Origin of the sequence: Variovorax sp. 3319 (assembly GCF_031456585.1) — a bacterium.
GTDB classification, from domain to species: Bacteria; Pseudomonadota; Gammaproteobacteria; order Burkholderiales; family Burkholderiaceae_C; genus Variovorax; species Variovorax paradoxus_P.
Genome location: NZ_JAVDUZ010000012.1, coordinates 181,665 through 199,708, shown reverse-complemented (window position 1 = coordinate 199,708; position 18,044 = coordinate 181,665). Strand labels below are relative to the sequence as shown.

18 protein-coding genes are annotated in these 18,044 nt (G+C 65.2%); 14 read left to right on the top strand and 4 right to left on the bottom strand.

Going from position 1 to position 18,044, the window contains the following annotated elements; translation table 11 throughout:
* Window positions 1-11: 11 nt before the first annotated feature.
* The 4 genes from fliI to fliF form a co-directional block, all read right to left on the bottom strand.
* Window positions 12-1,457 carry a flagellar protein export ATPase FliI gene (gene fliI, locus J2X67_RS23395; protein WP_309956970.1) on the bottom strand — a complete coding sequence of 482 codons (1,446 nt, stop codon included), beginning with the start codon at window positions 1,455-1,457 and terminating at the stop codon, window positions 12-14.
* A 5-nt stretch (window positions 1,458-1,462) separates the two neighbouring features.
* The gene (gene fliH / locus J2X67_RS23390) at window positions 1,463-2,110 is read right to left on the bottom strand and encodes a flagellar assembly protein FliH (RefSeq protein ID WP_409050540.1); all 648 of its coding nucleotides are present in this window, start codon (window positions 2,108-2,110) and stop codon (window positions 1,463-1,465) included.
* 152 nt (window positions 2,111-2,262) lie between these two features.
* The gene (fliG, locus tag J2X67_RS23385) at window positions 2,263-3,258 is read right to left on the bottom strand and encodes a flagellar motor switch protein FliG (RefSeq protein WP_157615469.1); all 996 of its coding nucleotides are present in this window, start codon (window positions 3,256-3,258) and stop codon (window positions 2,263-2,265) included.
* Window positions 3,255-4,979: a flagellar basal-body MS-ring/collar protein FliF gene (gene fliF / locus J2X67_RS23380; RefSeq protein ID WP_309956967.1), complete on the bottom strand. Its 1,725-nt coding sequence runs from the start codon at window positions 4,977-4,979 to the stop codon at window positions 3,255-3,257. The genes fliG and fliF overlap by 4 nt, the downstream gene beginning before the upstream one ends.
* A 352-nt stretch (window positions 4,980-5,331) precedes the next feature.
* On the opposite strand from fliF, the gene fliE reads away from it, so the two are divergent.
* From fliE to J2X67_RS23310, 14 genes are all read left to right on the top strand, one after another.
* Window positions 5,332-5,649: a flagellar hook-basal body complex protein FliE gene (gene fliE / locus J2X67_RS23375; protein WP_309956965.1), complete on the top strand. Its 318-nt coding sequence runs from the start codon at window positions 5,332-5,334 to the stop codon at window positions 5,647-5,649.
* A gap of 166 nt (window positions 5,650-5,815) precedes the next feature.
* Window positions 5,816-7,105, top strand: a complete 1,290-nt coding sequence (locus J2X67_RS23370) for a FliC/FljB family flagellin (RefSeq protein WP_309956963.1) — start codon at window positions 5,816-5,818, stop codon at window positions 7,103-7,105.
* Window positions 7,106-7,226: 121 nt separating this feature from the next.
* Entirely contained in the window at window positions 7,227-7,583 is a 357-nt protein-coding gene (locus tag J2X67_RS23365; RefSeq protein WP_309956961.1) for a flagellar protein FlaG, read from the top strand.
* 56 nt (window positions 7,584-7,639) lie between these two features.
* Entirely contained in the window at window positions 7,640-9,088 is a 1,449-nt protein-coding gene (gene fliD, locus J2X67_RS23360) for a flagellar filament capping protein FliD (RefSeq protein WP_309956959.1), read from the top strand.
* Window positions 9,089-9,105: 17 nt separating this feature from the next.
* Window positions 9,106-9,528 (top strand): flagellar export chaperone FliS, encoded by a 423-nt coding sequence (gene fliS, locus J2X67_RS23355; protein WP_309956957.1) that lies wholly within the window; start codon window positions 9,106-9,108, stop codon window positions 9,526-9,528.
* 19 nt (window positions 9,529-9,547) lie between these two features.
* The gene (locus tag J2X67_RS23350) at window positions 9,548-9,877 is read left to right on the top strand and encodes a flagellar protein FliT (protein ID WP_309956955.1); all 330 of its coding nucleotides are present in this window, start codon (window positions 9,548-9,550) and stop codon (window positions 9,875-9,877) included.
* 28 nt (window positions 9,878-9,905) lie between these two features.
* Window positions 9,906-11,231 (top strand): flagellar hook-length control protein FliK, encoded by a 1,326-nt coding sequence (locus tag J2X67_RS23345; protein WP_309956953.1) that lies wholly within the window; start codon window positions 9,906-9,908, stop codon window positions 11,229-11,231.
* Window positions 11,228-11,551, top strand: coding sequence for an EscU/YscU/HrcU family type III secretion system export apparatus switch protein (locus tag J2X67_RS23340; protein ID WP_309956951.1), 324 nt, complete (start codon window positions 11,228-11,230; stop codon window positions 11,549-11,551). Before J2X67_RS23345 ends, J2X67_RS23340 begins: the two co-directional genes overlap by 4 nt.
* 171 nt (window positions 11,552-11,722) lie before the next feature.
* A complete protein-coding gene (gene flhD, locus J2X67_RS23335; RefSeq protein WP_309956948.1) occupies window positions 11,723-12,061 on the top strand; it encodes a flagellar transcriptional regulator FlhD in 339 nt (112 codons plus the stop codon).
* Entirely contained in the window at window positions 12,058-12,666 is a 609-nt protein-coding gene (gene flhC / locus J2X67_RS23330; RefSeq protein WP_309956947.1) for a flagellar transcriptional regulator FlhC, read from the top strand. Before flhD ends, flhC begins: the two co-directional genes overlap by 4 nt.
* Before the next feature lie 68 nt (window positions 12,667-12,734).
* Complete coding sequence (gene motA, locus J2X67_RS23325) at window positions 12,735-13,595, top strand: flagellar motor stator protein MotA (RefSeq protein WP_281151343.1); 861 nt, start codon at window positions 12,735-12,737, stop codon at window positions 13,593-13,595.
* 21 nt (window positions 13,596-13,616) lie between these two features.
* On the top strand, window positions 13,617-14,567 hold the full coding sequence (gene motB, locus J2X67_RS23320; RefSeq protein WP_309956944.1) for a flagellar motor protein MotB: 951 nt from the start codon (window positions 13,617-13,619) through the stop codon (window positions 14,565-14,567).
* 42 nt (window positions 14,568-14,609) lie between these two features.
* Complete coding sequence (cheA, locus tag J2X67_RS23315; protein ID WP_309956942.1) at window positions 14,610-16,700, top strand: chemotaxis protein CheA; 2,091 nt, start codon at window positions 14,610-14,612, stop codon at window positions 16,698-16,700.
* Window positions 16,701-16,727: 27 nt separating this feature from the next.
* Complete coding sequence (locus J2X67_RS23310; RefSeq protein ID WP_309956939.1) at window positions 16,728-18,041, top strand: HDOD domain-containing protein; 1,314 nt, start codon at window positions 16,728-16,730, stop codon at window positions 18,039-18,041.
* Window positions 18,042-18,044: the final 3 nt, after the last annotated feature.

Here is an 18,044-nt window from a genome sequence, read left to right as displayed (position 1 = left end):
AGGGTCAGGGCTCAGGCGGGTTCGAACAGGCTGCCCATGCGGGCGATCGAGGTGGCGTAGTCGCAGCGTTCTTCCATCGATTGCTGCAGGAAGGCCTCGATGCGCGGGTACAGCGCAATGGCCTGGTCGAGCTGCGGGTCGTGGCCGGCCGCATACGCGCCAACGCTGATCAGGTCGCGGTTGCGCTGGTAGCGCGAAAGCGCCTGCTTGAAGCGGCGCACGGTGTCGAACTGCGAAGGCTCGATCAGCGCCGTCATCGCGCGGCTGATGGACGCCTCGATATCGATGGCCGGGTAGTGGCCGGCCTCGGCCAGCGTGCGCGACAGCACCACGTGGCCGTCCAGAATGGCGCGTGCCGAATCGGCAATAGGGTCTTGCTGGTCGTCGCCTTCGGACAGCACGGTGTAGAAGGCCGTGATCGAGCCGCCGCGCCCATTGGCATCGCGCGAACCGTTGCCGGCCCGCTCGACCAGAGCCGGCAGCTTGGCGAACACCGAAGGCGGATAACCCTTGGTAGCCGGCGGCTCGCCGACGGCCAGCGCGATTTCGCGCTGCGCCATGGCATAGCGGGTGAGCGAATCCATGATGAGCAGCACGTCGCGGCCCTGGTCGCGAAAGTACTCGGCCAGGCAGGTGGCATACGCCGCACCTTGCAGGCGCAGCAGCGGCGAATTGTCGGCAGGTGCAGCCACCACCACGGCGCGGGCCAGGCCTTCTTCGCCGAGCGTGTTCTCGATGAAGTCCTTCACCTCGCGGCCGCGTTCGCCGATCAGGCCGACCACGATGACCTCGGCGCTGGTGTAGCGCGCCATCATGCCCAGCAGCACGCTCTTGCCAACGCCGGAGCCTGCAAACAGGCCCATGCGCTGGCCGCGGCCCACGGTGAGCATGGCGTTGATGGCGCGCACGCCGACGTCGAGCACCGAATCGATCGGCGCGCGCGCAAGCGGGTTCATCGGCGGCGAGCTCAGCGGCACGCGGCGGCTCACGTCGAGCGGGCCGAGTCCGTCGAGCGGACGCCCGGCCGCATCGACCACGCGGCCGAGCATGCCTTCGCCCACTGGCAGCCGCTTGGTATGTGCATCGCCGGAGCTGCCGCCCGCGCTGGCTTGCGCCGGGCCGGGCCGTGCGAACACGCGGGCGCCGGGCAGCAGGCCGGCCACTTCGCTCTGCGGCATGAGAAACAGGCGGTCGCCGGCAAAGCCGACCACTTCGGCTTCTGCATGGCGCTGCGGGTAGCCCGGTGGCAGTTCGATCAGGCAGTCGCTGCCGACCGGCAACTGCAGGCCCACGGCCTCCAGCACCAGGCCCACGGCGCGGGTGAGCCGGCCAGAGGTGGCAATGGTCGAGCAAAGGCCGACGTCGTGCCGGGCTTGCGCCAGCGTGCCTAGCCAGGACTTGAGGTGCGGATTGGCGGCAGACGCGGAAGGTGTTGCTGCTTGTGCTGTAGCGGACATCGTGTTCAACCCCCAGGCACTTCGCTGCCGCTGGGCGAGAAGGCTTCGATCACGCGCTTCCAGCGGGTTTGCAGGCTTGCGTCCACTTCTCCGCTCGCGGAGCGCACGCGGCAGCCGCCGCGGGCCAGGGTGTCGTCGGCGCGCACTTGCCAGCCGGCGGCCTGCAGTTCGTTGCCGAGGCTGTTCTTTACCAGCGCCACGTCTTCGGGGTGCAGCAGCAGGCGCGGCTCGCCTTGCAGGGCGGGCTCGGCGTGCAGCAGGTCTTGCACCAGTGCTAGAACCCACTCGGGCTCGGTGCGCAGCGTGCGGTGAATCACCTGGCGCGCCACGTCGAACGCGAGCGCCATCACGGCATCGGCCAGTTCGCTTTCAGCGCTGCGCAGTGCTGCGGGCAATGACGCGGCAAGCGCGCGCAGCTGCTCCGCATGCGCGCTCGCGCCGGCAAGGCCCGCAGCCAGGCCGGCGGCGTGCCCTTCGGCATGGCCCTGGGCCCAGCCGTCGCGGCGGCCTTCGGCCTCTCCGGTGGCGCGTGCCTCCAGCCGCAGGCGCTTGAGCTCGGCTTCGCGAGCGAGTGCCGCAGGGTCCACGCGCGGAGCCGCTGCCTGTTCAGCAGGGGCGCCCGCTGCGAGCGTGTCCTGGTCGAGTGAGCTCATCTCCCAGCGTTGCCAGGCCGAAAGGCGGGGCCTCGCGGGTGCGGGCGGCGTGCTTTGCCGCGCGCGGGACGCAAACGATTGATTGGCCAACGTCATTTCATCGACTCCCTGCGCTGCCGCGCTTGCCGCGGAATGGGATTTGCAACATGGTTTCAGACGAAGTCATCGGTTCCGGGCGTGGAGATGACAATTTCGCCGGCATCGGCCAGGCGGCGCACCACCTGCAGGATGGCCTTCTGTTCGGTCTCGACCTGCGACACGCGCACCGGGCCGCGCAGCTCGATGTCTTCGCGCAGCGTTTCGGCGGCGCGCTGCGACATGTTCTTGAGGAACTTCTCTCGCAGCTCGGGCGCCGAGCCCTTGAGCGCGACGATGAGCGAATCGGATTCGATGTCCTTGAGCAGGCGCTGGATGAAACGGTCTTCCAGGTCGAGCAGGTTCTCGAACACGAACATCTCTTCGAGAATGCGCTGGGCCAGCGCATCGTCGTGCTCGCGCACGTGGGCAATGGCGCCTTCTTCCTGCGCGCTGTTCATCAGGTTGACGATTTCCGCGGCCGTGCGCACGCCGCCCAGGCGGCTGCGCTTGAGGCCTTCGCCCGACAGCATTTCGGTGAGCACGTCGGTCAGCTCGGCCAGCGCCGCGGGCTGCACGCCGCCGAAGGTGGCCACACGCAGAATGACGTCGTGGCGCAGGCGCTCCGGCAGCTTCTCGAGCACTTCCGACGCCTTCTTGCGGTCCAGGTGGATCAGCAGCGTCGCAAGGATCTGCGGATGCTCGTCGCGGATGAGTTCCACCACTTCGCCGGCTTCCAGATCGTTGAGCCGCTCGATGCCGCCGTGCGGCTGCTCGGGCTGGAGAATGTCTTCGAGCAGGTTGCTTGCGCGGTCGTCGCCAAGCGCCTTGCGCAGCACGGCGCGTATATAGCTGCCCGAGCCCAGGTGCAGTGCGGACAGCTGCTCGGTCTCCATGCGGAACTCGGCCAGCACCGCGGCCAGCTCGTCCTTGGAAACCTGGCTCAGCTTGGCCATTGCCGCGCCCAGGGCCTGCACTTCGGTGGCGGGCAGGTGGGCCAGCGTGGCCGCCGCGCGGTCCTCGCCGAGGGACATCAGCAGGATCGCGCTCTTACGTGTGCCGGCGTCGCTCATGTGTTCATCCAATGCTTGATCAGCGTGGCCACCAGGCGCGGGTCCTGGTCGGCGGTTTCGTGTGCGTAGGCAAGGTCGGCCTTCTGGCGTTCGATCTCGCGTGCCCTTGCGCTGACGCGCGATGCGTTCGCTTCGTCTTCATCGCTCATGCCGTCCGTCTGTGCGGCAGCGCCGGTGCCGGTGCCGGCTGACGCGGCGGCTGCCGGAGCCGCCGGCGGCGCAAGGTGCTTGCGCAGCAGGGGCCGCAGCACTGCAAACCAGACGAACAGGGCCAGGAAGGCGAGCAGCACGTACTGTCCGATCGTCTTGGCGAGGCCCAGGTTGGCCGGGTCGCGCCAGAAGGGCAGCTCGGGGCCGGTCTTGACGTCTTCGCCGTCGTGGGTGAAGGCGCTGTTGACCACGTTGAGCGAGTCGCCGCGCTCCTGGCTGAAGCCCATCGCTTCCTTGGCCAGGTTGCGGATCTGCTCGATCTCGGCCGGCGTGAGCGCACGCTGCACCAGCTTGCCGTTCGCGTCCGGTGCGCTGCGGTGGTTGACCACCACAGCCACCGACAGCCGCTTGACGCCGCCAGCGCCCTGCTGCACATGGCGGATCGAGCGGTCGAGCTCGTAGTTGGTCGTCACGTCCTTGCGTGCGCTGCCCGGCGCCGAGCCGGCCGCTGTTGCCGTTGTCGATGCGGCGGCTGCGCCCGTGGCACCCGGAGCGCCCGCGGCATTGGACGCCCCCGGGGCCGTGATCGGCGCGCTGGGCGTTTGCGGCGGCTGGTTCGACAGCGCGCCCGGTACGCCGCCCGGCGGCGTGGCGCCCTGCTGGGTCGATTCGCTCGACTGTTGGCTGCGGACGGCCGCGTTGCGGGGGTCCTGGTTGGGCTTGTAGCTTTCTTCGGTGCGCTCGACCACGGAGAAGTCGATGTCTGCCGCAACCTGCGCCCGCACGTTGGTGGCGCCCAGAATGGGCTGCAGGATGGCTTCGATGCGGCGGATGTAGCCCTGCTCGATTTCCTGTGCATATTTGAGCTGGCTCACATCCAGCCCGCGCGCGCCGGCGTTGGCGGCCGACAGCAGGTTGCCATGCTGGTCGACCACGGTCACGCTCTTGGCATTCAGTTCGGGCACGCTGCTCGAAACCATGTGCACGATGGCGCTCACCTGGCCTTCGTCGATGCTGCGGCCGCGGTGCAGCGTGAGCACCACCGAGGCCGAAGGCTTCTTCTGGTCGCGCACGAAGAGCGACGGCTTGGGCAGCGCCAGGTGGATGCGCGCCGATTCGACCGAGCCGATCGATTCGATGGAGCGCGCAAGCTCGCCTTCGAGCCCGCGCTGGTAATTGACCTGCTCGGCGAAGTGGCTGGTGCCGAACTTCTGGTTGTCCAGCAGTTCGAAGCCGACACCGCCGCCCTTGGGCAGCCCCTGGGCGGCGAGCTTCAGGCGCGTTTCGGGCACCTTGTCGCTCGCGATCAGGATCGCGCCGCCGCCTTCGGCGAACTTGTACGGCACGTTCATCTGTTGCAGCGAAGCAATGATGGCGCCGCCGTCGCGGTCGGACACATTGGTATAGAGCACGCCGTAGTCGGGCCCGCGGCTCCAGAGCAGGAACGCGGCTGCAGCGGCAACGATCGCGGCGGCGCCGACGATCAGGGGCAGTTTGGGCTGGGCGCGCAGGCGGTCCGCAAATGCGGAGCCGGGCGACGGCATGGCGCCCGCGGGCGCCGCCGAACTCATTGGAAAACCTCCGCCCTGCGGGCTGCGGTATTCGCCTTGGGAGCGGCCCGGCGGCTCATGCGAGTACCCCGGTCACGGCCAGGAGCACCGGGCGGCGCGGGTTCATGCTGAGGGGCTGGAGGCTTCGATGTTCTGGAGTCATGCCGGTGGGCTGTTGTGTCGTCAGCGGGCTTTGGGTTCGGCGTTGATTCTCAGCAGCCGCGCCAGATTCGATTGGTCGAACAACCGGGGTTTTTGCCGTCAGTTGGGGGCATGTCCCAAGGGCTACCCCTGATACGCTGAAAACACGCGGAGGTGCCCCGGTGCCTCCCTTGTCCACCCCCGAATTCACACACACAGAGAGAAGCATTCCATGTCGATTTCCGCCATCGAGTCCGTTTTGCAGCAGATGCGGGTCACCTCGCTACAGACGGGCATTGCCCAGCCCGCCGCTGAAGCGGCCGAGCCGGGAGGTTTTGCCGCCGAACTCCGCCGCTCGCTGGACAACATCAGCACGGCGCAGACCAAGGCCTACGGCCAGGCTGAAGATTTCGAACTCGGCAAGCCGGGCATTGCGCTGAACGACGTGATGGTCGACCTGCAGAAAGCCAACGTGGCTTTCCAGACCGGCGTGCAGGTGCGCAACCGCCTGGTTGCCGCTTACCAGGAAGTGATGAACCTGCCCGCCTGAGCCCTGTGGGTTGTGGGCCGCGCAACTTTTTTGCGCCGGACTCTAAATGTTTGGGAACCCCTGCCGATAACTAAACCAACGATGGCTTGAGTCTCACAGTGGGAGCGGGTCCAGCGTTGCGGCCGGACGGCCGGAGTCCACAACCTTTGTCTATCAGGAGTCGAAAATGGCGCAAGTCATCAACACCAACAGTCTCTCGCTGCTCACGCAGAACAACCTCAACGCGTCGCAATCGTCGCTGAACACCGCGATCCAGCGCCTGTCTTCGGGCCTGCGCATCAACGGTGCCAAGGACGACGCAGCGGGCCAGGCCATTGCCAACCGCTTCACCGCCAACATCAAGGGCCTGTCGCAAGCCCAGCGTAACGCCAACGACGGCATCTCGCTGGCGCAAACGACTGAAGGCGCACTGAAGGAAGTGAACAACAACCTGCAGCGCGTTCGTGAATTGGCAGTGCAAGCCGCCAACGGCAGCAACTCGGCCAGCGACCTGAAGTCCATCCAGGACGAAATCACCCAGCGCATGAGCGAAATCGACCGTGTCTCGGCACAGACCGATTTCAACGGCGTGAAGGTTCTGTCGGCCGGCGCCAAGCCGCTGACCGTGCAAGTCGGTGCCAACGACGGCGAAACGATCAAGATCGACCTCAAGCAGATCGACTCGACGACGCTCGGCCTGGCTGGCTTCTCTGTCAGCAGCAACGCCCTGCCTGTCAGCGCTCCGATCACGCAGACCAACCTCGGCGGCACGCCGGCGGACGTCGACCTCTCGTCGGCTGCTACGGCCCTGGGCGTTGATGCTTCTTCGCTGAGCCTGCACAACGTGAAGGACGCCAACGGCGCCGCAACCGCCAACTTCGTGGTCAAGTCGGGTGACGACTTCTACGCTGCTTCGGTTGACGACACGACCGGCGCCGTGGTTCTGAACGTGGCCGACGTCGAGTTCACCGACACCGACAACGGCGTTACGACCGCTGTTGGACTGGCCGACCAGCTGGTGAAGGTGGGTGTGGACGCTGCTGGCGCCGCTACCGCTTACGTTGCCGTGCAAGGCAAGAACTTCTCGGTCGGCGCTGGCGCACTGGCCAACGGCGGCGCAACGCCCACCGACTTCGACAACACCGCCACGGACATCGTCCTGAGCGGTGCTGGCAAGACGGCCGAGTTCGCCGGTGCAGCTTCGGTCGACCCGATGAAGAAGCTCGACGCAGCGCTGAAGATGGTCGACGACCTGCGCAGCTCGCTGGGTGCGGTGCAGAACCGTTTCGACTCCACGATCGCCAACCTCGGCACCACGGTGACCAACCTGTCTTCTTCGCGTTCGCGCATCGAAGACGCCGACTACGCGGTTGAAGTGTCGAACATGACGCGCGCCCAGATCCTGCAACAAGCTGGTACCTCGGTGCTGGCCCAAGCGAACCAGACCACGCAAGGCGTGCTCTCGCTCCTGCGTTGATCTAGGAGAAGGCATTGCGCAGGCGCCCGGGTGAGAGCCCGGTGCCGCCTGCGCTGTTCCCTGCGGCTTGGCTTCGGCCAGGCTGCAGACGACAGCGAAAGCAATCAAGAAGGTGGAAATCATGTCGATTCCCGTAGCCCCGGCAGCGGAAGGCCAGTGGTGGATGCAGATGCTCTCCGAACGGACAGCCGGCGCAGCCGCGCCCGCTTCTGCGGAGTCGGCGGCAGTGCCGGCGGCCGTGGTCGAGGAAGCAGCGCCCACCCAGGTTGCAGACGCGGTGCGCGAGATCAACACGTCGCTGCAAAGCCGTTCGGTCGGCCTGCAGTTCGAGCTGGACGAGGACACCGACAAGATGATCGTCAGGGTGGTCGACCGCACGAGCGGCGAAGTCATCCGCCAGATTCCTTCGGAGGAAGTGGTGCGCATCGCCAAGGTGCTGGGCAAGGCGCCCGGCCTGCTGGTGAGCCACGGGGCCTGACAGGTTTCCCGCTTTCTTCTTCGTCTTCCTATTCGCAGTTTTCAGGACATCTCAATATGGCATCGATCAGCAGCCTTGGCGTTGGCTCCAAACTCGACCTGAGCACCTTGCTCACCCAGCTCGAGACGGCCGAGAGCCAGCCGCTCGTGCTGTTGCAGCAACGGCAGGTGAGCTACACGAGCAAGCTGTCGGCCTACGGCACGCTGCAGAACTCGCTCAGCACGCTGCAGGCGGCCGCCAAGAAGCTGGCCGACCCCGCGCTGTTCCAGGGCGCAAAGGTGACGTCGAGCGTGCCCGAGGTGCTGACCGCTTCGGCCGGAAGCAAGGCAACGGCCGGTACCTACACGGTGGACGTGTCGCAGCTTGCGCAGTCGCAGTCGCTGGTGGCGGCGGGGCAGGCAAGCGCCAAGACGGCCATCGGCAGCGGCACCATCACCATCGACTTCGGCACCGTGGCCGGCGGCACGCTCGATGCCGCAACCGGAACGTACAGCGGCGCGAGCTTCAACAAGGACACCGCGCGCACCGCCGTGCCGATCACCGTCGATGGCACCAACAACACGCTCGAAGGTATTCGCGACGCAATCAATGCGGCAAAGGCCGGTGTTTCGGCCAGCATCGTGAACGACGGCAGCGGCACGCCCAACCGGCTGGTTCTGACTTCTTTGCAGACCGGCGAAGCCTCGAGCATGCGCGTCTCGGTGACGGGCGACGCATCGCTGCAAAACCTCTTGAACAACGATCCCGCCGGCACGCAGAACCTGCGCCAGACAGTGGTCGGGCAGAACGCCAAGCTCACGGTCAACGGCATTGCCGTAACCAGCGCAAGCAACGCCGTGAAGGAAGCCATCCAGGGCACCACGCTCAACCTGTTGAAGACGGGCTCCAGCAACCTCGCGACGCAGCCCGACACGGCCACGGTAGAGGCGGCGATCAACGATTTCGTCAAGGCCTACAACAGCCTGCAGGCCACGGCCAACACGTTGACCACCTACGACAAGGATTCGAAGACCGGCGCCGCGCTGGTCGGCGACTCGACGCTTCGCAACCTGCAGACGCGCATTCGCCAGGCGCTCACCACGCCGCAGGCCGGCGGGCCGACCGACCTGAAGGTGCTGTCGGAAATTGGCGTCACGTTCCAGAAGGACGGCACCATGTTGGCCGATTCGACCAAGCTCAAGGCGGCCATCAGCACCAACCTGTCGGGCGTTGCCGGGCTTTTCTCGAGCGCAACCGGAAGCACCGCCGGCTACGGCAAGCAGATCAGCGCCGTGGTCGACAACCTCACCTCGACGGGCGGCGCGCTCAAGGTGGCTTCGGACGGCATGACGGCCTCGCTCAAGCAGCTCGACCAGCAGTTCACCGACATGAAGATGCGCGTGGATGCCAAGGTAGAGCGCTATCGCGCCCAGTTCACCCAACTCGACCTGATGATGAGCCAGATGAGCAGCACCAGCAACTATCTGACGCAGCAGTTCGCAAGCATGCAGAACAGCAGCAAGTAATTCCAGCGGAGCAATCCATGTACACCTCCCACAACTTCAGAGCCGGTGCCAACGCGTATGCCCGCGTCGGCGTGGAAACGCAGGCAATGAGTGCGTCTGCGCACCAGCTCATCGTGATGCTGTTCGACGGCGTCATTACCACCATTGGCATGGCGCGCCACCATATGGCAAGCGGCGACACCGTGGCCAAGGGCAACGCAATTTCCAAGGCCATCAGCATCGTGGACAACGGGCTGAAGGCCAGCCTGGACGCGAAGGCGGCAGGCGCCGCGGGTGCCGAGCTGGTGGCCAACCTGTCGGCTTTGTACGACTTCGTGATTCGCCGGCTCCTGTACGCAAACCTGCACCAGGACACGAAGGCGCTCGACGAGGCCGAGGCAATTCTCGAAAACATTGCGTCCGCATGGCGCGAAGTCGGTGGTGCAAGTGTCGACAACTGAAACACCGGATTCGCAGGCCGTGCCGGTTCGTCACGAAGTTGTTCGTTGCTACGGCGAGCTGGCCTCGACCATGTCGCTCATGGCTTCGCTCGCGCGTGCCAGGGAGTGGGAGCGCCTGCCGGAGCTGGAAGCGCGCTGCGCCGCAGTGGTCGACCGGCTCAAGGCCATCGGCACCGTGTCGCTGGATGCCGTGCAACTGGAGCAGGTGCGCAACCTGATCGACTGCATTCACTCCGACCAGGAAGAGGTGTGCGAGCTGGTCAAGCCGCAGCTCGAAAGCCTGATGGCCAAGATGGCCCAGCTGCAAAAGCGCGGCGAGCTCGGCAGGGCATACGGCACGCCGTACTGACCTGCAATAAGACAGCACGGCCCACGCAATGAACAGACCGATCGGACCCTCCGATGCACCGCTCGCAACGAAGCTCGCTTCCCTGCGGCCGGAGCTCGCGGCACTGCAGACCGAGGTTGGCACCAGCTTGCCGGCCGGGCCTGTCGTCGAGGTCCAGCAGGTCAAGAATGATGTCCGGCTGCCCTCCCACTCGCTGCTCGAGGCCGTGTTGCCGGCCCGGCTGCCGGCTGGCGCGCCGCGCGGCGCCGCCGATGCGCCGGCTTCGGTTGCCACGCAGTGGTCTGCCGCGGCTCGCGCCATCAGCGCGGTGCTGGCAGATCTTCATGCCGAACCCGAGCCGGTGCGCGGCACGGCACCCCTGTGGCCGTCGGCGCAGACGCCCGCGGCGCCCCTGCTCGCCGGCGCGCTGGCGCAAACATTGAGCGGCAGCGGCATGTTCTACGAATCGCATCTGGTCGAATTTGCCAACGGGCTTCGTACCTTGCAGCAGTTGGCCGAGGAGCCGCAAGTGCGCCTGACGCAGGGCACCACGGCCGCAACGCCAGCCACGCCCGGCCCTGCAGCAGTGGCCCAGCCGCAGCAGGCCGGCCAGCCGGCCGCGGGCCGGCCTCTTGCGGCGGATGCGGTCCTGCCGGTTGCGGCCGCTGCCCAACCGGTTGCTGCTGCAGCCGCTGCGGGCCCGTCTGTTTCGGCCGTGGGCCAACCCCTGCCTGGTGCGCCTGCACAAGGGCAACAGACTGCTGTTCCCCAAGCGGCGCCAGCGCAGGTGCCGCAAGCATCCGTGTACACCAGCCAGGGCGTTCCGGTGGTTTCGGCACCGGCGTTCCCGGTTGACCTGGCCATGGTTTCCAACGAACGCACCCTTGGCCGCGAGGTTGGCGAAAGCGGCACGGCTGCTTCTTCGGCGCGCACGGCGGCTCCGGTTGCCGCACCGGCTGAAATGATTCATCCACAAACCGTGGCGCTGGTGCATCAGCAGCTCGATCTTTTGGCGACATCGGTTTTCCGCTGGAGCGGCCAGGCTTGGCCGAACGTTCCGATGGAGTGGTCGATCCACGAAGAGGCCGATGAAGGCACCGATGCATCCGGAGACCAGCGCAGCGACGAGCGAAATGAGCGCCCGCGCCGCTGGTCGACCACCGTGTCGCTGGCTTTGCCGAAGCTGGGCGCCGTCGATCTTCGGCTCAGCCTGACGGGCGAACTCGTTCAGGCGCGCCTGGCTGCCAGCGAAACCGCAACGCTCGCGCGCCTGCGCAGCGACAGCGGAGAGCTTGCCCCGCGCCTCGAGGCCGCCGGATTGCGCTTGCAAGACTTGCAAATTACCGCGATGAGCCCGCTGGAGCATGCCGAATGACTGCTTTGCCGGACACGCGCCCGAGCGCGGTGGCCCTGTCTTATGCCGACCAGGGAAGGGCGCCGGTGGTCGTGGCCAAGGGTTACGGCGTCACCGCGGAATCGATCTTGCGGCAGGCGCGGGAGAACGGCGTGTATGTGCACGCCTCGGCAGACCTGATCAGGTTGTTGATGCAGATAGACCTCGACCGGCAGATCCCGCCGCAGCTTTATTTGGCAGTGGCGGAGGTCATGGCGTGGATCCATGGCATCGAGGCCGGCGAGGGCGCTACAGGGCTCGAAAAAGTTAATGCTTTGTCATTAACTTCCAGGAAGAAATGAGAACTAATTTCATCGGTGCAAACCAAGTCGTGCGGCTGCAACAAAAGCTTACATGTACTTGTAGCTCGCTTTACAGTTTGCCTGGGATGGAAAGTTACAAAGTGTTAAATAGTTGGAATAATTCACTCAAGACATGACTGAACGGAGTGCATTTTGGAAACGGATATTGTGATGAACGTGGCCAACGGCGAGATCTCCCGGGAGATCGGCGACATCAATCTCGCCTACATGTTGCTGGCGCAGAAGCTGGTCAAGCAGGACCGCGTGGCTGCGATGTTCCGCCTTGGCGTGAGCCGGGAACTGGCCGACATGCTGGCCAATATGTCGCTCGCGCAGATCCTGAAGCTGGCGGCTTCGAACTTCCTGCTGTGCAGTTTCCGCCTGGACGAGCACGCCTCGATGTCGGCGGTAGTTGGTGAAGGTAAGGACACGATGCTGCAACAAGCGCACATGTCCATACTGATGTCGGCACGAAGCCTGCAGTCGAATAAAGAGACCGCATCGGTATGAGCACCAAGAGCGTCCTTGGCGAAGTGCGCGAAGTGCAGCTGGCCATTCAGCTGATCCACCTTGGCGCCCGCCTGCAGTTCCTGGAGTCCGAAGTGGGCTTGAGCCGCGAACGGCTGATCCGGCTCTACAAGGAAATCAAGGGCGTCTCTCCGCCCAAAGGGTTGCTCCCTTTTTCGACCGATTGGTATATGACGTGGCTGGCGAATATCCACTCATCAATGTTTTACAACATGTATCAATTCATGAAAACCCATTCCGATGAAGAAAAGGTTTGGGTATTGATTAAGAGTTACAAGTTGTATTTGCAGCAAATTGAAGCGCAAGAAAGCGAGCCAATTCTCGATTTCACGCGTGCATACACGATGGTTCGCTTCTTCGACAGCGACATGCTGCAACTGAGCACCTGCTGCCGCTGCGCGGGCCAGTTCGTGGCGCATGCGCACGACCACAAGAGCGGCTACGTCTGCGTGCTGTGCCGTCCTCCCTCTCGTGCGGGCAAGGCGCGCGGATCGAAGCGCGCGGCTGGCGGCGAAATCGCGGTGCCGGGCATGGAAAGCATCGGCATGGCCGTGGAATCGGCACTCGACGGTGGCGGACTTCATTGAAAAAAGCGGACCTTGCCCCCGCGGGCAAGGCTTTTGAATCGACGCCTCAAGGGCAGTAGGGGAAGCGCGTGCTCCTTTTGGTTGGTTATCTGGTGGTGATAGGCGCCGTGTTCGGCGGCTATGCGCTCATGGGCGGGCACTTTGGCGTGCTGTTCCAGCCGGTCGAGCTGCTGATGATCGGCGGCTCCGCGCTGGGCGCCTTCATTGCGGGCAACAACGGCAAGACGATCAAGTCGACCCTCAAGGAGTTGCCGCTCCTGCTGCGCTCGTCCAAGCACAACCGGCAGCTTTACCTGGACCTGCTTGCGCTGCTCTATGAATTGCTGGCCAAGGCGCGCAAGGAAGGAATGATGAAGCTGGAGTCCGACGTGGAGGACCCGGCCAAGAGCGAAATCTTCGCCCGCTATCCCAACATCCTGGCCGATGCGCCGGTGATGGAATTTTTGTGCGACTACCTGCGGCTGGTGATCAGCGGGAATACGGACGCATTCGAGATCGAAGCGCTGATGGACCACGAGATCGAGACCATCAAGCACGAAGCCGAAGTGCCCATGCACAGCCTTTCGCGCGTGGGCGACGCGCTGCCCGCGCTGGGCATTGTGGCGGCCGTGATGGGCGTTGTGCACGCGCTGGCATCGGCCGACCTGCCGCCTTCGGAAATGGGCGCGCTCATTGCGCACGCCATGGTGGGCACCTTCCTGGGCGTGCTGATGGCCTACGGCTTTGTATCGCCGCTGGCTTCGCTCATCGAGCAGAAGGTGGCCGAGGGCATGAAGCTGTACCAGTGCACCAAGGTAACGCTGCTCGCAAGCCTGAACGGATACGCGCCGCAGCTGGCGGTGGAATTCGGCCGCAAGGTGCTGTTCTCTACCGAGCGGCCCAGCTTCACCGAACTGGACACCCACGTGCGCGAGGTCAAGGCCCGCTGATCCCCGGCCTGGAACATTGCCATGAGCGCGGAAAAACACAGGGTCGTCGTCAAGCGCGTTGCCTCGCACGGAGGCGGCGGGCACGGCGGCGGCTGGAAGATCGCCTATGCCGACTTCATGACGGCAATGATGGCGTTCTTTCTTGTGATGTGGCTCCTGTCCAATGCCTCTCCCAAGCAACGCGAAGGCATTGCCGAGCACTTTCGCATGCCGCTGAAGGTGGCCATCAATGGCGGCGAAAAAAGCAGCACCAGCGAAAGCGTGGTGCCGGGCGGCGGCATGGACCCGAGCACCCGGTTCGACGGCGAGGTGCAGCGCGCCGATGCCGAAGAAGACGCCGATGCCGAGCGCCTGGCCAGCATGAAGGACCGGCTGGACAAGCTCATCGAGAACAGCCCGGTCTTCAAGCAGTTCCGCTCGCAGATATTGATCGACATCACCACCGAGGGGCTGCGCCTGCAGATTGTCGACAGCGAGAACCGCCCGATGTTCGACCTGGCGAGTGCGCAGCTGGTGCCGCACATGCGCGCCATCCTGCGCGAGATCGGGCCCACGCTCAACGAACTGCCCAACAAGATCACCTTGTCGGGCCACACGGACGCCATCGTCTATTCCAACGGAGACCGCTCCTACGGCAATTGGGAGCTGTCCGCCGACCGGGCCAACGCCTCGCGGCGCGAACTTGTGGTGGGCGGCATGGCAGAAAACAAGGTGCTGCGCGTGGTTGGGCTGGCCGACAGCATGCACCTGGACAGGAGCAATCCACGCAACCCGATCAACCGGCGCATCAGCATCATTTTGCTCAACCACCGCACCCAGAACCAGATAGAGCGCGAGAACAGCGGAGGCGGCAAGGCCGCGAGCTGGCCCGCCAAGTTACAGCCGTCACCTTCGTCGCCGCTTCCCGCCCAGGGCGTCAAGGTAACGGCCAGGGGGAGCGCCGGCGGCGGCGCTTCTGCAGTGCACCCATAGACATTGATGCCGGCACCTACAACAAGCCGGTTCGGAGCAACGATGGATCTCAGTCAGTTCACACAGGCATTTTTTGTCGAAGCCGTCGAGCTTCTGGCGCAGATGGAGCAACTGCTTCTCGAGCTGGACGCCGATGCGCCCGACAGCGAGCAGCTCAACGCCATTTTTCGTGCGGCGCACTCCATCAAGGGCGGTGCGGCCACGTTCGGCTTTGTTGCGCTGACCGATACGACGCATTTGCTTGAAACCCTGCTCGACCGCGCGCGCCACGGCCAACTGGACCTGAGCCGCTCGATGATCGATGCATTTCTGGAAACGAAGGACGCCTTGCAAGAACAACTGATTGCCTATCAGGCCGAGAACGAACCCGATCCAGAAATGGTCGCCCACATCTGCGGAGTGCTCCGGCAACTCGCGCTCGAGACCGAGGGCGGTGCAGCCGCCGCCGCGGCTCCGGCGCCCGCCCCGGCCCCCGCGCCGGTGGTGGTTGCCGCACCCGTTGTTGCTGCAACTGCGGCCGCACCGGGGCACGGCGCACTGCGCATCAAGTTCTCGCGCCTTTCCGACAGCGAATGCGACCTGCTTGCCGACGAACTCGGCAACCTCGGCAAGCTCCTTTCGCGCACGCGCAGCAACGACCAGCTGACGGTGGTGCTCGAGACCACCTGCGCGCCGGACGACATCATTGCCGTGTGCTGCTTCGTCATCGACGAATCGCAGATCGAGATCACCGCGGAATCCGCCGGCTCTGCAGGCGCTGATGTCGCAGCGAGCACAACGGATGCGCCGGCCGCCGTGCCCGCAGCCGCAGCGGCAACCGCACCTGCAGCCCCTGCAGCGGCCCGGCCCGCCGCGGCACCCGCGGGTGCGGCAGCCAAGCCTTCAGCCGCAGGCGCGGCAACGGCCGCCAAGGATTCGAGCTCGATCCGGGTGGACGTGGAAAAGGTCGACCAGCTCATCAACCTGGTCGGCGAACTGGTCATCACGCAATCGATGCTGACCCAAGCCGCCACCATGCTCGACCCGGTGGAGTGCGAGCGCTTCCTGAGTGGCCTGGGGCATCTGGAGCGCAACGCGCGCGACCTGCAAGAGTCGGTCATGTCGATCCGCATGATGCCGATGGACTACGTGTTCAGCCGCTTCCCGCGCGTGATTCGCGACGTGAGCGCCAAGCTCGGCAAGGAGGTGCGCCTGGATACCTTCGGCAAGGAAACCGAACTCGACAAGGGCTTGATCGAACGCATCATCGATCCGCTCACCCACCTGGTGCGCAACAGCCTGGACCACGGCATTGAAACGCCGCCGCAGCGCATTGCCAAGGGCAAGGAAGCCGAAGGGCAGCTGCTGCTTTCGGCGCAGCACCACGGCGGCAACATCGTGATCGAGGTGAGCGACGACGGCGCCGGCCTCAACCGCGAAAAGATCCTGGCCAAGGCCATGCAGCAAGGGCTGCCCGTGTCCGAGACGATGCCCGACGACGAGGTGTGGCAGCTGATCTTTGCGCCGGGCTTCTCCACGGCCGAGCAGGTGACCGACATTTCGGGCCGCGGGGTGGGCATGGACGTGGTCAAGCGCAACATCCAGGAGATGGGCGGGCACGTCGAGATCAGCTCGCGCGAGGGCTGGGGCACCACCACCCGCATCGTGCTTCCGCTCACGCTGGCCATCCTGAACGGCATGTCCGTCAAGGTGGGTACAGAGGCCTACATATTGCCGCTGAGCTATGTGATCGAGTCGCTGCAGCCGCGCCCCGAGCACCTGCACTCCATTACCAGCGACGGCCACGTGATCAAGGTGCGCGGCGAATACCTGCCGCTCATCGAGCTGCACGGCGTGTTCGACGTGTCGGGCGCACAAACCGACCCGACGCAGGGCATTCTGGTGATCGTGCAGGCCGGGGAGTCGCGCTTTGCGCTCCTGGTCGACGAACTGCTCGGCCAGCACCAGGTGGTGGTGAAGAACCTGGAGACCAACTACCGCAAGGTTCCGGGCATTTCGGCCGCAACGATCCTGGGCGACGGCAGCGTGGCTTTCATCATCGACGTGGACGCCATGCCCCGCATCCAGCGCGCGCATGCAACGCGCGCCACCGCCCTGGCCCATGCGGCCCGGATGGACCCGGTTGCCGCCTGACAACGATGACCATACGGAGACGATGCAATGCGTTTTGATTTTTTCCGGCGCTCCAACGCCGAAGAAACCGCGGCGGCCGGGCAGTCGAAAGACCTGACGGCCTTGCGCAATGCAGACGGCTATGTGGCCTACAACCTGCTGCTCGATGCGCAAAAGCGCGTTGCAGGCTACAAGCTCAGCTGGTGCCCGGCGGCCGCGCCCGAAGAAGCGCCGGACGCGCTCACGCAGTTCAAGGCCCTTGTGGCCTGCGTGACCGAGCACCTCAATCCGCCCGACACCCCCTGGCAGCTGGGGCGCAGCGAACTGTTCTTCGATGTGAATGCCGAATCGCTCGCGCACGGAGCGCTGCAATCGCTGCCGCCCGAATACACGGTTTTTTGCGTGGAGCTCGCCGATCTTGCCAATGAGGAGTTGCGGCCGGTGCTCCTGTTCCTGCGCGAGCAGGGCTTCAGCTTCATGCTGCGCGGCGCCACGGCGCTGCCCGAAGACCAGGAACTGCTTGGCATGGTGACCCACTTCGATGTGGGCGACGGGGACCCCTTGCTCGTTGCGGCCGCGCGCCGCGGCGAGCAGCCCGACCACATGCCCGTGCAGCCGATTGCAACGCGCATGGCTTCGTGGAAAGAGTTCGAGGCTTGCGCCGCGCGCCGCATCGACGTGTTCGCCGATCCCAAGTGCGGCCTGCCGCCGCCCGTGGCAAAAACCGGCAGCGACGCGTTGGAGCCCGAATCGATCCTGATCATGCGGCTGCTGCAGATGATCCAGCGCAACGAAGACCTGCGCGAGATCGAGGCCGCCCTCAAGCGCGATGCGGCGCTCACCTACAGGCTGCTGCGCCACATGAATTCACCCGCCGTGGGAGCGGGTGTCGAGATTCACTCGCTGCACCATGCGGTGACCATGCTGGGCTATTCGCCGCTGTTCCGCTGGCTGTCGATGCTGCTGGCCACCAGCAACCCGACCGGCAGCCCGCCCTTCATGATGAAGAAGGCCATCATGCGCGGCCGTTTCGTCGAGCTGATGGGCGAAATCATGCTGCCCCGGGGCGAGTCGGACAACCTCTTCGTGGTGGGTATGTTCTCGCTCATCGACCAGTTGCTCGGCGTTCCGATGCAAGAGGTGCTCAACAAGGTGCAGCTCTCCGATTCGGTGCAGCAGGCCATCCTGACGCGCGGCGGCGTGTATGGGCCCTTCCTTTCGCTGGCCGAGGCCTGCGAGCTGAACACCGGCGAAGCGGCGCGCCTTTCGGAAGCGCTGCTGCTGAGCGCCGACCAGGTCAACGCCGCACACCTTTCCGCGCTCGCCTGGTCGCAGGACGCGGTGCCCATCGACGGCCATTGATGG

What these genes read in the sequence shown, in the direction of transcription:
- fliE (WP_309956965.1), top strand. Translation starts at nt 5,332, where the DNA reads ATGTCGATTTCCGCCATCGAGTCCGTTTTGCAGCAGATGCGGGTCACC.
- cheA (WP_309956942.1), top strand. Translation starts at nt 14,610, where the DNA reads ATGGATCTCAGTCAGTTCACACAGGCATTTTTTGTCGAAGCCGTCGAG.
- fliG (WP_157615469.1), bottom strand. Translation starts at nt 3,258, where the DNA reads ATGAGCGACGCCGGCACACGTAAGAGCGCGATCCTGCTGATGTCCCTC.
- J2X67_RS23340 (WP_309956951.1), top strand. Translation starts at nt 11,228, where the DNA reads ATGACTGCTTTGCCGGACACGCGCCCGAGCGCGGTGGCCCTGTCTTAT.
- fliH (WP_409050540.1), bottom strand. Translation starts at nt 2,110, where the DNA reads ATGAGCTCACTCGACCAGGACACGCTCGCAGCGGGCGCCCCTGCTGAA.
- J2X67_RS23310 (WP_309956939.1), top strand. Translation starts at nt 16,728, where the DNA reads ATGCGTTTTGATTTTTTCCGGCGCTCCAACGCCGAAGAAACCGCGGCG.
- fliI (WP_309956970.1), bottom strand. Translation starts at nt 1,457, where the DNA reads ATGTCCGCTACAGCACAAGCAGCAACACCTTCCGCGTCTGCCGCCAAT.
- motB (WP_309956944.1), top strand. Translation starts at nt 13,617, where the DNA reads ATGAGCGCGGAAAAACACAGGGTCGTCGTCAAGCGCGTTGCCTCGCAC.
- flhC (WP_309956947.1), top strand. Translation starts at nt 12,058, where the DNA reads ATGAGCACCAAGAGCGTCCTTGGCGAAGTGCGCGAAGTGCAGCTGGCC.
- fliD (WP_309956959.1), top strand. Translation starts at nt 7,640, where the DNA reads ATGGCATCGATCAGCAGCCTTGGCGTTGGCTCCAAACTCGACCTGAGC.
- J2X67_RS23365 (WP_309956961.1), top strand. Translation starts at nt 7,227, where the DNA reads ATGTCGATTCCCGTAGCCCCGGCAGCGGAAGGCCAGTGGTGGATGCAG.
- flhD (WP_309956948.1), top strand. Translation starts at nt 11,723, where the DNA reads ATGAACGTGGCCAACGGCGAGATCTCCCGGGAGATCGGCGACATCAAT.
- J2X67_RS23370 (WP_309956963.1), top strand. Translation starts at nt 5,816, where the DNA reads ATGGCGCAAGTCATCAACACCAACAGTCTCTCGCTGCTCACGCAGAAC.
- fliF (WP_309956967.1), bottom strand. Translation starts at nt 4,979, where the DNA reads ATGAGTTCGGCGGCGCCCGCGGGCGCCATGCCGTCGCCCGGCTCCGCA.
- fliS (WP_309956957.1), top strand. Translation starts at nt 9,106, where the DNA reads ATGTACACCTCCCACAACTTCAGAGCCGGTGCCAACGCGTATGCCCGC.
- J2X67_RS23345 (WP_309956953.1), top strand. Translation starts at nt 9,906, where the DNA reads ATGAACAGACCGATCGGACCCTCCGATGCACCGCTCGCAACGAAGCTC.